This window comes from Leptospira semungkisensis (assembly GCF_004770055.1).
GTDB classification, from domain to species: domain Bacteria; phylum Spirochaetota; class Leptospiria; order Leptospirales; family Leptospiraceae; genus Leptospira_B; species Leptospira_B semungkisensis.
In genome coordinates this window covers 94,259-106,748 of the sequence record NZ_RQEP01000019.1, presented here as the reverse complement: position 1 = coordinate 106,748, position 12,490 = coordinate 94,259, and the positions used below count along the sequence as shown (strand labels likewise).

The 12,490-nt window shown below is 42.9% G+C and carries 9 protein-coding genes; 3 read left to right on the top strand and 6 right to left on the bottom strand.

The features are described 5' to 3' along the window. Positions 1-14: 14 nt before the first annotated feature. The 3 genes from EHO59_RS14865 (at position 15) to EHO59_RS14855 (ending at position 4,965) form a co-directional block, all read left to right on the top strand. Complete coding sequence (locus tag EHO59_RS14865; RefSeq protein WP_135589250.1) at positions 15-344, top strand: STAS domain-containing protein; 330 nt, start codon at positions 15-17, stop codon at positions 342-344. A 220-nt stretch (positions 345-564) separates the two neighbouring features. Continuing rightward, positions 565-2,217 (top strand): acyl-CoA carboxylase subunit beta, encoded by a 1,653-nt coding sequence (locus EHO59_RS14860; RefSeq protein ID WP_135589249.1) that lies wholly within the window; start codon positions 565-567, stop codon positions 2,215-2,217. Between the two features lie 6 nt (positions 2,218-2,223). After that, positions 2,224-4,965 carry an ATP-binding protein gene (locus EHO59_RS14855; RefSeq protein ID WP_135589248.1) on the top strand — a complete coding sequence of 914 codons (2,742 nt, stop codon included), beginning with the start codon at positions 2,224-2,226 and terminating at the stop codon, positions 4,963-4,965. A gap of 29 nt (positions 4,966-4,994) precedes the next feature. On the opposite strand, the gene EHO59_RS14850 is transcribed toward EHO59_RS14855, so the two are convergent. From EHO59_RS14850 to EHO59_RS14825, 6 genes are all read right to left on the bottom strand, one after another. After that, entirely contained in the window at positions 4,995-6,026 is a 1,032-nt protein-coding gene (locus EHO59_RS14850) for a protein-glutamate methylesterase/protein-glutamine glutaminase (protein ID WP_135589247.1), read from the bottom strand. A 6-nt stretch (positions 6,027-6,032) separates the two neighbouring features. Continuing rightward, positions 6,033-6,524, bottom strand: coding sequence for a chemotaxis protein CheD (locus EHO59_RS14845; RefSeq protein ID WP_135589246.1), 492 nt, complete (start codon positions 6,522-6,524; stop codon positions 6,033-6,035). Between the two features lies 1 nt (position 6,525). Next, positions 6,526-7,041 carry a chemotaxis protein CheW gene (locus EHO59_RS14840; protein WP_135589245.1) on the bottom strand — a complete coding sequence of 172 codons (516 nt, stop codon included), beginning with the start codon at positions 7,039-7,041 and terminating at the stop codon, positions 6,526-6,528. A gap of 8 nt (positions 7,042-7,049) precedes the next feature. Beyond that, positions 7,050-9,932 carry a methyl-accepting chemotaxis protein gene (locus EHO59_RS14835; protein ID WP_135589244.1) on the bottom strand — a complete coding sequence of 961 codons (2,883 nt, stop codon included), beginning with the start codon at positions 9,930-9,932 and terminating at the stop codon, positions 7,050-7,052. A gap of 73 nt (positions 9,933-10,005) precedes the next feature. Beyond that, positions 10,006-12,099, bottom strand: a complete 2,094-nt coding sequence (locus EHO59_RS14830) for a chemotaxis protein CheA (protein ID WP_135589243.1) — start codon at positions 12,097-12,099, stop codon at positions 10,006-10,008. Then, positions 12,100-12,483, bottom strand: coding sequence for an STAS domain-containing protein (locus tag EHO59_RS14825; RefSeq protein ID WP_135589242.1), 384 nt, complete (start codon positions 12,481-12,483; stop codon positions 12,100-12,102). Between the last annotated feature and the right edge of the window lie 7 nt (positions 12,484-12,490).

Genomic DNA, 12,490 nt, shown 5'->3' with positions numbered 1-12,490 from the left:
CGACTGAGGAAAGGATGGAACTTACAGTAGAAATCAAAGGGAACTCCAGGGTGATTCATCTTATCGGGAACATGGATGTTCATAATACCCATAAGATCGAACAGGCGTTCATGGATCATATCCGGAAGGCAAACGAGCAAAATATCGTATTGGATATGTCCAATGTCGAATTCGTTTCCTCCGCCGGGCTCAGAGTAATTGTAGGATCTTTGCGGGTCTGCAAGGAAAGAGAGATCCAACTTAAACTTGCAGCGCTTCGTCCTGCAGTAAGAAAGGTATTCGAGATCATAGACATGGATTCTCTTTTTAGGATCTATGATACTGTGGATTCTTCCCTGCAATAAATTCCCATATAAAAGTCGCCTCGATTTGTCAGAAGAGAGGCGTTCTTTACTTCTTCCTATCTTTGCTCTTCTTACTTTTGATTTTAAGCTTTCCTCCCTGGCCTTTCTCTAAAAACTGTGTATTGGCGGTCTAGGTCCATTTTAGGGGCAGGCTGAAAAGCAAACCTCTTAAAGATCGATCTAGATTTTTCCCGAATAATCCTCCGCGGACAACACCAACATGTCGGAAAACACGTACTCGTTTGAAAATCCGTTCCAGAGCACTAGTAAATCGGAACCGGAAACAAACCCAGGTATCTATGAAGAAGCAAATACCATGGGCAAAGAACTCTTGGAGAAACCCCTTAAGGGCGGTGGAACGGATAGGATCCTAGTACAACACTCCAAGGGAAGGATGACAGTCTGGGAAAGAATTAAGGTACTTACCAATTCTGAACCTAATATCCTCTACCAAAACTGGGGAAAGAACCTAGACGGTGCTTCCTTAATCACTGGAATTTTAAATATCAACGGAAGGGATGTCGCGATTTACGGACATGACTTCACCCTTAGAGCCGGTTCCATGGACGCAACCAATGGAAACAAACTCGCAAGACTTATCTATATGGCCGGTGAGCACGGAATTCCTCTGATCGGAATGAACGACTCCGCAGGTGCTTACGTTCCTGCAGGAGTAGGCGGACTCGACGGATACTCCGAAGCATTCACTGCTCTTCGTAAGATTAGTGGCGTTGTTCCAAGCCTAATGCTCATGTTCGGATTCAATGCAGGGGGAGGAGCTTACCTTCCAAGGCAAGGTTCCTTCATGATCCAACCGGAGAATACATTCTTCGGATTGACTGGACCGGGCGTAGTTAAATCGGTTTTGGGAGAAGATATCACTGCAGATGATCTGGGAGGACCTAAGGTTCACGGACAAAGCGGGGTAGTGGATCTAGTTACGAATGACGAGTTAGGCGCTCTTAGAACTGCTCTTCGTCTTCTTTCTTATTTGCCGGACAATAATTCGAGTGCTGCTCCTTTCCATCCTACTTCGGATCCAACGGACAGGTTCATCTACGAAGAAGAGATTCTTTTCAAGAAGACTTTCAATTCTCCGACAGGAATGAACACTCCTTTCGATATCACATTATATATTCAGAATATTTGTGATCATGGACAATATTTCGAGATCCAACCTCAAAGATCCAGAAACCTAGTAACCGCTTTCGGTAGATTGGGTGGACATGTGGTAGGTTTCGTTGCGAATAACTCTGCGGTTTCTTCCGGCCAGATCGATATCGGTGCGGCAAGAAAAGGAACCAGATTCATTCGCTTCTGTAACGTATACAATATTCCTTTGATCTTCTTAGAGGATACTACTGGGTTCCTACCTGGAAAAGAACAAGAGCATAACGGTATCGTTTTGGAAGGAAGAAAACTTCTGGATTCCATCATTGATATCAGAACTCCAAGACTTACTCTAATCATCCGAAATGCTTTCGGTGGTGCGTATGCTACCTTCAACTCCTATCATACAGGAGCAGATATGGTATTCGCGCTTCCAACCGCTAGGATTGCGGTAATGGGTCCTGCAGGAAAAGATTACGTCTATAAAGACGAGATCTCCGAGATCCAAAGAGAATATAAGGAAAATCTGAAAAAGGGACTCTCCGACAAGGAAGCTGCTGCAGTTCGAGATAAGAAACTGCAATCCCTTTCCCAAAGATACGAGAAGGAACTGATGAACCCGAAAGAGGCTCTCTCTCTCGGATCCGTTTCCAGGATCGTTCTTCCTGGAACCACCAGAAACATTCTCTTCCAAAACTTAGATTATTTAATCCGACACTACAAACCAGGACCTATGTCCGGACCTCAAAGGGAGTTCGAGTAAACAAAGATGATCGACTACCAAAATCGACGTATTACATTTCGCGAATCAACTTCTCCTTGGATCCATTCCTTCTCCTTAGAAACGATCAAATGTTTGATCGTTTGTCGAGGACCAGTGCGCAAGGAAGCGATGGAGATCTTCGACCAAATCGGGATCAGAGAATATGGGATTCTTCTTTCCGAAAAGGATTCCGTTGTTTATCCGATGGCACTTGGACCAGAACTACGTGGTTTTAGATTTCCTTCTAATATCCACAGGGTTCCGGATTATATGGGTGCAGGCGCAGAAGAAAAAGCAGCGCGTATCAAGCAGATCATTCAAATTGCTAAGGATAATGATTACACTCATATCTTTGCCGGCTACGGATTCATGGCAGAAGATGCAGAGTTCATCGAGGCAATCGAGGCCAGCGGAATTACATTCATGGGACCTTCTTCTCATGTGGCTCACCAAGCTGGTTCTAAAGATGAAGCAAAGAAGCTCGCTCGTAAACTGAATGTTTCCGTAACTCCCGGAGTGGATACTATTTCCGCTACTTGCTTACTGAAGAAAGCGTCTGATGAAAAGGCTCTTACTTCTCTTGCAAAAGAGAAGGGATTAAACTTCAAATATGATTCTTCTTTGTCAGCCGCTGAAAATGCAGAAGCACTTCTTTATGCAGGTTACGAAAAGATTGTAGAGTTAGTCACCATTGCCGAATTGCAAGCACAGGCCGAAATAGAATGTGCTGATATTTGGAAGAAGTATCCGTCCAACAGGATTCGCTTCAAGTATGTGGGCGGTGGTGGAGGTAAGGGACAAAGGGTTGTCTCTAAACCTGACGAAGTAAAAACCGCAGTCCAGGAGATCCTATCCGAGTCCAAGGTAACCGCACCTGGATCCAACAGGAACTTCCTCATCGAATTAAATATCGAGAAGACCCGTCACAATGAGATCCAATTGATCGGTAACGGCGAATGGTGTCTTGCTCTTGGAGGAAGAGACTGTTCCGTTCAGATGCACGAACAGAAACTTCTCGAGATTTCCTTAACCCAAGAATTACTTCAAAACGAGATCGCTGCAGTGGAAAAAGTTTCCGCGAAGAAAGCAGAGATCCTAAAGGCTGACCTCAAAGTTCTTCAAGAAATGGAAGAGCAGTCTGAAAGATTCGGAAAGGCAGTGGCACTCAATAGCGTTTCCACTTTCGAGCTTATTGTAGAAGGCACCAATCACTTCTTCATGGAGATGAACACTCGTATCCAGGTAGAGCACAGAGTGACTGAGATGGTGTATTCACTCAAGTTTACCAATCCGGAAAACAAAGCGGAGTTCTTCATCGTAGACAGCCTTATCGAAGCGATGGCACTTATCGCTCTTCACGGAAAAAGATTACCTAAACCGGAGCGAATTGTCCGCAATATCTCCGGAGCAGAAGTCAGGATCAATGCAACCAATAAGGCAATCCAACCGCACGCGGGAGGAGTGATCTTAAACTGGTCCAAGCCTTTACCGGAAGAGATTCGCGATGACCAAGGGATCTCTGTTCGTAACCCTGATACAGGTTTATTCGTACATTATAAAGTAGCCGGCGCTTACGATTCGAATATTGCTCTCTTGATCACTTATGGAACAAGCAGAGAAGACAATCTTCGTAAGCTCGGAAACATACTTCGCAAGACTGAGTTAAGAGGCCAGGATCTACAAACGAACCTAATCGTCCATTACGGATTGATTAACTGGATCCTCGGAAAGGATCCTCTCTTCAAACCTTCTACAGCATTCATGATCTCGTATCTTGCTGCGGTAGGTGCGTTAGAGAGTTTAGGCAAGGATGTGGATCTGGAAGTCGCTTGGAACAAGGTTGTTGCGGCAGCTCCTGCAGAAGCAAAGAAGACTCTTTCCAGAAAGCTGACTCTGATCACAAGACCAGTGATGGACCTACTGAGCGACGCTCATTTACTTGCAGGCTTTTTAGGATATCATGAGAATATTTCTTGGAAGATCGAGAAAGACCAAGTCATTTGGCTTAGAAATCCGATCCATGTTCTGACTGATCTCTACTATTATCTGCACATGGAGGGAGAATTGCACCAGTCTCCATCCGAACAGATCTGGGATCATGATCAACAAGTACTTCAATCTGCATTAGCTTTCTATAAAGAACTAGAAGTAAGAACCGGCAAAAAAGCGGATTCTACTGATTGGGATTCCTTCTTTGCAGGATCTAAAGCTTCCGGATTCGATAATTCTCTTTGGACAAAAGCAGTTTCCTCTCACAAAGGATTCCAGGTCGGCCTAGAGCTTCTAAAACTGATCCCGAACTTAGGAAATAAATCAGGATTCTATAAGCTGACCATAGACGAGAACTTAGAACCAGTAATTCCTGAAGAATTTAGAAAAACGGATACAAGAGATGCTTTCATCAAGTTCTTGGCTCCTGCTCCTAAGGCAAGCTCCGACGAGATAGTGTCTCCTATGGGTGGTATGTTCTATTCCAAAGAAGCTCCAGATCTTCCTGTTATGGCAAAAGAAGGGGACCATTTCAAAGCCGGTCAGCCTTTATTCATCGTTGAAGTCATGAAGATGTTCAATAAGATCACTGCACCTTTCTCAGGAACGATCAAAGAAGTTCTTTTGAAAGATAGTGATGGAAAGATCATCCAAAAAGGACAATCCATCTTCAAGATCGTTCCGGACGAGGTCCTTAAGATCGAAACTCCTGAAGAGATCCAAGAAAGAAGGAATAAAGTAACTCTTTCCTTACTGTAACTAAAAAAGGATCCTTGCTTGTATTCAATTCAAGCAAGGATCTCTGCCGGTATCTCGTCTAAGGACAAGATCTTTTCGGCGGCTCCTCTCTCGATCGCCTCTTTAGGCATTCCGAACACTACAGAGCTTGCCTCGTCTTGAGCGATCGTTCTCCCTCCAGTTTTTCGGATCTCTAATAGACCTGCCGCTCCGTCCGCTCCCATTCCTGTAAGTAAGAATGCCTTTGCATTTCTTCCTACATTCTTAGCAACAGAATGAAATAGCACATCTACGGAAGGACGATGCCTGTTAACAAGTGGACCCTCCGTAACTCTGACAACGAATTGAGCGCCATTTCCAATGACTTCCATGTGCTTGTTTCCAGGAGCGATTAGAGCGGTGCCTTCTTGTACCCTGTCTCCATCTTTCGCCTCTCTGACTTGGATCTTGCAAATTTTATCCAAACGATTTGCAAATGCTTCGGTGAATCTTTCCGGCATGTGCTGCACTATCACTATTCCAGGACAATCTGCAGGCAAGGAAGTAAGTATCTCTTCTAACGCGATGGTTCCACCGGTAGAAGTTCCGATGGCAATAATCCTATCGGTCGTTTTTATTTTAGAAAAATCTAATGCTTTTGTCTTTAACGGGATACTTCCTACTTTAGAATGAGCTCTCACTTTAGAAACGGATGCGGATCTGACTGCTTCTCCCAAATATACTACTGAATCTTCTAAAAAATCCTTTAGGCCTATTTTAGGTTTCGTTACGATTCCTACCGCTCCTTCTTTCAAAGCGATCCAAGTAGTTTCGGATTCTTTTTCTGCCAGAGAAGAACAGATCAAAACAGGGGTTGGTCTTTCATGCATAATCTTCTTTAAAAAACTAATTCCATCCATCCGCGGCATTTCTATATCCAGCACGAATACGTCAGGCCAGTCTCCCGATTTCTCGAGTTTCTCCAATGCAAATACAGGATCAGGAGAAGATCCTATCACCTTGATATCGTTGTTCTTTTCCAGAACTTGAGTCAACACAGTCCGGACTACGGCGGAATCATCTATTATGAAAACATATATCATATTTTATTAATTCTTTGGATTCTCCATATAGACCTCTCCGTCCCAGAGGGAAAAATAAATCTTTCTATGAGAAGTGCCTCCAGTATGAGAAGCGGCAAGAGTGATATTTGCCTTCTTGATCAGCGTTTGGACTGCTTCCACGTTTTTATCGCCGATCTCTACGATCTTTTTTACTTCCTCCAATTTCTCCTCGTCTGGAGAGAACATGGAGGCTCCTCCGAATATCTTGCATACGAATCTTCCCGGTCTTTCTCCTAACTGAAGGAATTTATGTAAGAATGTCTCTATCGCATCATCCGCATATTTGTTATGTGCATCCGGTATGCTTGCAGGCCTTTTGGGCAACATGATATGTGCCATTCCACCCACTCGGTAATAGGGATGCCAAAGACAAACTGCAACGCAGGAACCAAGTAACGTTCGTATTCTTGTACCATTCTCCCCCCAATACAGGCCTCCTGGCTGTAAGAAGATATCCTTTACTATATCTGGTTCCATCTCAGACAGCATTGGAAGATGTCAGATGAGTTGCCTCGTCTCTTGTTTCTTCCAACGCAGTGAGCTCTTCTACAGTCAGTAGGCGGATAAGATTTAGAAGAAGAATGAAACCGCTAGATTGCCTAGCCATACCGGAGAGAAAGTCTACTCTTATCCTGGATCCAAAGGTTGGGGGAGGCTCTATCTCGGCAGAAGGAATGCTTAAGACCTCATAGACCGACTCTACGATGAGACCTATATCCATCCTTGCTCCGTTAACTGACTCGGGGACCTCCACGATCACGATACAAGTTCTTTTATCCGGAGAATGCTTCTTCTTAAAGAACTTGTCGCTTACATCTAAGACAGGAACGACATTCCCTCGCAGATTGATCACTCCCGGAATGAAAGAAGGCATCATCGGAACCGTAGTCACATGAGTGTATTCTAAGATCTCCTTTACATTCAGCAGTCCGATCCCGAAAGTCTCTTCTCCGATCTTAAAGGTTAGGTATTGATTGTCTTCGAAATTACTCATCTAATCCCTCAATACTTTTCGAACTTGGACTTCTCTTGGACGTTGATGGATCTCAAAGAAGCTTTCCTTGTGCCTGCGCCGTTACTTGTTTCCTTAATTTGAGACTCCTTACTCAAGCGGAAGAACATGACAGACTCACGCAGTGATTCCGCCTGGCTGTTCATTTCTTCTGCGATCGCAGCTAGCTGTTCTGACGCAGAAGCATTCTGTTGTGACACCTGATCCAATTGTCCCATTGCCTTATTGATCTCTACAACTCCAGAGGCTTGCTCCTCACTGGAAGCAGTGATCTCTTGGACCAAATCTGCAGTTTTTCTAATATTCGGAACTATATCTCCGATCAGTTTTCCTGCTTTTTCCGCGATTGCGACAGAGGAAACTGCAAGGCTTGAGATCTCATTCGCAGACTTTTGGCTTCTCTCCGCTAACTTACGCACTTCGGAAGCAACTACTGCAAATCCTCTTCCATGCTCTCCGGCTCTTGCCGCTTCTATTGCGGCATTCAACGCGAGTAAGTTGGTTTGGTAAGCGATATCTTCTATGATAGAGATCTTCTCTGCAATTTGCTTCATTGCACTTACAGTCTCAGTTACAGATTTTCCTCCATCTTCAGCATCTCTAGATGATTGGCTGGCGATCTGTTCCGTTTGCTTGGAGTTACTTGCGTTCTGATCGATGGAAGCAGTCATCTCTTCCAGAGAAGAAGTCGTTTCTTCTACAGAAGCAGCTTGTTGAGAAGCTCCCTGGCTTAATGAATTTGCGGTGGAAGAAACTTCGCCAGCAGACCCGACTAAGCTTCCCGATTTCATGACGATGTCTCCCATGATCTCGTTCAGTTTATCTACGGTGGTATTTCCGAACTCTTTCAATTTGCCGAAAGTACCGAAGTATTCGTTCTCGATCTTAGAGGTAAGGTCTCCGTTAGCGAGTCTTTCCAATGCAGAAAGAACTTCGTTCAATCCCACCTCACTGACTTGTAGTAAGGAATTCAATCCTTCTCCCAATGTTTTAAAGAAACCTTCCTTACCATCTAGATTCAATCTGGTTTTAAAATCTCCCTTGGTCGCAGCGTTTACAATCTCTTCGATCTCTTTCTGTACTGCCAGTTCGCCTGTGATGTCGGACCATTCTACAACTGCACCCAGTCTTTGTCCGTCGGTGCTTAAAATAGGGTTCGCAACTAGATTGAAAGTACGACCTCCTATATTAATTGAAGACTCATAAGTGGAGTTCAGATTTCCGACCAAATTCCTTTGGTGTGCCGGATTCTTATGGAAACTATCTATATTCGTCCCGATCAACTTTTGCAAATTGAAAGCACTTAATTGTTTTCGAATGTCCATCTCGCTTCCTTGGAACATCTTGTAGACTGCTTTATTCATGTACTTGATATTGAAGTCCATGTCGGCAATCATTACGTTTGTACTCGTATTATCCAAGGCTACCTTGATCCTAGTTAATTCCTCATTCTCAAGTTTTCTTGTTTCAGCGACCTTTTTCTGCTCAGTAACATCGGACCATTCCACCACAGCACCAAGGCGATCTCCCGAATCAGTTAAGATTGGATTCGCGATCAGATCAAATGATCTACCTCCAATCTCGATACTTGATTTGAATGTTGTAGTAAAGGAAGCGAGCAATCCTCTTTGGTGAGCAGGATTCTTGTGATACACATCTATATTCGATCCAATAAGCTTGTTTAAGTGGAAATTATTAAGTTGTTTCCGAATATCATTCTCTCCGATCTCGAACATCTTCACGATCGCCTTATTCATGTATTTGATATTCAAATTGTTATCAGCGATCATAATATTGGTACTTGTATTGTCCAATGCCACTTTGATGCGAGTAAGCTCTTCATTTTCGGCTCTACGGACTTCCTGCATTTTTTTCTGCTCAGTCACATCCGCCCATTCCACCACAGTTCCCAATCTCTCTCCTGAATTTGTCAAGATAGGGTTTGCAATTAGATCAAAGGAACGCCCGCCGATCTCAATATTAGAACGGAAGGTCTTAGTCAGATCTTTGAGCAAGTTTCTTTGGTGAGCAGGGTTTTTATGGAACGCATCAATATTCGTTCCCATAAGAGCCTCTAAACGAAATTGAGAAAGTTGCTTCTTGATATCTTCCTCAGCATCTGAGAACATCTGGTGAATCGACTTATTCATATAAGTAACCTTTAGGTTCTGATCCGCCATCATGATATTCGTAGTCACATTATCTAGAGCTGTCTTGATCCGAATGAATTCTTCTGAATCTCCTCTCGACTCCAAAATGGGTCCCCGACTTGAGAAAGGTTTTAGATAGATCGCAAGGGCAGGTAAGAGAAGGGTCCCAAAGACTGCGAATAAGAAATGATAATAGACTGAATTTTTAGAAACTACCTTAGGACTAGTCTCAAAAGAAGTATCCGCCCATTTTTCTCTTAGGCTTTCAAACTTAGGAAGAGTAGATTTAGAAAGATGTTCAATAAAATCAATTTGAGTATTCTTTCCTGCACCGTTCAAGATTGCCTTTCCTGAAAGTAGGGACTCATATACTTCTTCCAGATCTTCTTCTAATGATTTTACTTCCTCCGAAACTGTTCCAGTCTTGGATAGAGCGGAAAGACCTAACTTTAGTTCTTCTTTCCTTTTTTTAATAGAATCAATCTTAACAAGAAGACTCTCTCGATTCTGGTCGGGCAAAAATAAGGAATACAGATCCGTCCCTAAGTGAAAGAAATTCGATCGAATCTCATTCCCGGGAGAAGAGTTTGATTGACTCGTATCCTTTTGGTCCGGTCCAAAATGATCAAAATAATAACTCCATCCGGCGGATCCAAAAGTTAGTAGAATTCCTAAAAGAAAAATCCAGACCAGAACGATTGCCTTGCTCTTACCTTGTGCCATACGTTTTTACCTATTCTCAAAATTAATAACTTATTTCTAATTCGATTATGAATGCATTCAGCAGGATCTATTCCTACTTAGAGCGTATCTTTTCTCTTTCTCTTAAATTCGATCTTTGGATCTTTAATAGGGAATGGAGTCCAGGAACATCCAGGATAAATGCGATTTTTCCTGTTCCTAAAACAGAAGTACCGCTAATACATTGTATTCCTTTAAATATTTCGTTCAATGGTTTGATTACAGATTGTATTTCACCAAGCAGATCATGAACGAGAATGCCGAAGTTCCTACCTTCATATTCTAAAACTAGAATATTCTTTCTTCCTTCGTCCGAACCAGGGAGGCCAAGAAATCTTCCTAAATGAAGAATCGGAAGTACTTCTCCTCTCAGATTGATCGATCCGGAAATCTCTTCCGGAAGAAGTTGCAGCTCTGACTCCATTGTTTCTTTAACCCAATCCATTGGCACAACGAAGTACGAATCACAAGATCTCACTAAGAATCCGTCTATAATAGCAAGAGTAAGTGGGAGTCGAATGGAGAAAACGGAGCCCTTTCCGAACTCAGATTGAACGTTAACCGAACCTCTCAAGGACTCTATATTGCGTAAGACTACATCCATTCCTACGCCTCGACCTGAAAGATTAGTAACCGCCTCCGCAGTGGAAAATCCAGGCTGAAAGATCAGATTGGCGATCTCTTGTTCGGTGAGGCTTTGGTCTGGATCAATGATTCCTTTTTCTACGGCTTTCTTGCGGATCTTATCTTGGTTTAATCCTTTTCCATCATCCGAGATCTCGATAGAAATGCTTCCTGTTGCGTGAGAGGCTTGGATCTTGAGCTTTCCTCTTTGAGATTTTCCTAATGCTTCTCTTTCTCCACTCGGCTCGATGCCATGATCCAAAGCATTTCTTAAGATATGAACAATGGGATCGTTGATCTTCTCGATTACAGATCGATCTAGTTCTGTCTCACCGCCTTGGATCTCAAAATCAACATCCTTTCCGAGTTCAATTGAGATATCTCTAACGGTTCTTCTATACTTTTCGAACAATTCTCCAATAGGCACCATTCGAAGAGCCATTGCTGTTTCTCTAATCTCTCCAACGAGCCTGGATAGAATTTCTGCAGACTCGTTCAGTTCTGAGTCTTCCTTCTCTACAAGTAATCTACCTAAACTTGCTTCGGAGATGATTAATTCTCCCACGAGGTTAACAAGCTGGTCCACTTTTGCTGAATCGATCCGGATCAGCTTGGGAGCAATCGTAGTTGTCGCCTGCGTTTTTTCAATTTCCTGTTTCGGAGCAGGAGAAGTCTTGGATTCATGTGCAACTTGGACTCCATCGATCTGCAATCCGAGCAATGTGAGAGTTTTATAATATTCTTCTTCTCCGCATGGGATCTCTTTTGCGATCTGATGAAAGATTTCTTCCGACGAATTTGGAGGAATGACTCTCAAAAAAGAGCCATCTCTTAAGAATGCAAAGACGGATTCAATTTCTTCCTGTCGAGATGAAGAGCGAAGTTTGATCTCGAATCCCAGATAACATGTTTCTGAATTCCATTCTTCCCATTTAGGCAATTGGCTTTTATATAAATAGAGGTGAAGTATTTCTCCAAAGTTTTTAAGATATTTTAAAAAGGAGTAGGGGTCCATCCCACTTCTAAAAGTATCTTGTCCAGGAAAGAAGCTGATCTGCCATTCTGAGTTTACAGAGCCTTTCTTTGAGCTCTCTTGCGTTTTCTTTTCTTCGTTTATAGGTTTCTTTCTTTCGGTTGCGCCTATGAATCCCTTTGCTTCGGAGATAATTCTTTCTTGTTCTGATCTTGCGTCCGGATCCGTAAGTTCCCCGGGAAAAGGATCGGCGACGATCTTCTTCAAGTGATCTACTGCCCTTAATAGAAAATCGATTTTCTTAGGATCGAGTTCTGTCTTTTCGGATCTGGCCTGATCGAGCAGAGTCTCCAACTCATGAGAGCATTTCTCTATGGACTCGTAACCGAACATACCAGCAGTTCCTTTTACTGTATGAACTGCTCGGAACATAGAGTGAATCGACTCCGCATCGAATTCGCCTCTTTCTAATTGCAATAGAAGAAGCTCCGCCGAAGACAAAAGTTCGGTGGATTCTTGGATAAAGGCTTCTCTGATTTCAGAAAGATCCATTTACGCTCTCTCCACTCCATACGCAAATTTAAAGGAAGAAGAATCTTTCTTAGAAACCCTGATTCTATCCTGAAAATATCCAATCAAACCATATAAATCATAAAATTCTAATACGCAATAAGAGTGATTCAGGATAGAAAGTTCCCAAGCCATTCTTAGGGATTCTCTTTTTAAAAGAAGAAGCGACTGCAGAAAACTGGAGTCCACTTTCTCTAATCCTCCTGTATCTATCTCGAGCCTCAGAGGATTCTTTTGTAAAAGAGAGTTTAACCTTTCTTGCCATTCAGAAATAGAGTAGATACAGGCCTCTCCGAATAGATCTAATCTAAACAAAGGGCGAGAATTTCTCTGACCAAGTTCTGAGATCTTAACTTCAAGTGACATACAATAT

Coding starts and splice junctions, on each gene's coding strand:
- EHO59_RS14865 (WP_135589250.1), top strand. CDS start 15: ATGGAACTTACAGTAGAAATCAAAGGGAACTCCAGGGTGATTCATCTT.
- EHO59_RS14860 (WP_135589249.1), top strand. CDS start 565: ATGTCGGAAAACACGTACTCGTTTGAAAATCCGTTCCAGAGCACTAGT.
- EHO59_RS14855 (WP_135589248.1), top strand. CDS start 2,224: ATGATCGACTACCAAAATCGACGTATTACATTTCGCGAATCAACTTCT.
- EHO59_RS14850 (WP_135589247.1), bottom strand. CDS start 6,026: ATGATATATGTTTTCATAATAGATGATTCCGCCGTAGTCCGGACTGTG.
- EHO59_RS14845 (WP_135589246.1), bottom strand. CDS start 6,524: ATGGAACCAGATATAGTAAAGGATATCTTCTTACAGCCAGGAGGCCTG.
- EHO59_RS14840 (WP_135589245.1), bottom strand. CDS start 7,041: ATGAGTAATTTCGAAGACAATCAATACCTAACCTTTAAGATCGGAGAA.
- EHO59_RS14835 (WP_135589244.1), bottom strand. CDS start 9,932: ATGGCACAAGGTAAGAGCAAGGCAATCGTTCTGGTCTGGATTTTTCTT.
- EHO59_RS14830 (WP_135589243.1), bottom strand. CDS start 12,099: ATGGATCTTTCTGAAATCAGAGAAGCCTTTATCCAAGAATCCACCGAA.
- EHO59_RS14825 (WP_135589242.1), bottom strand. CDS start 12,483: ATGTCACTTGAAGTTAAGATCTCAGAACTTGGTCAGAGAAATTCTCGC.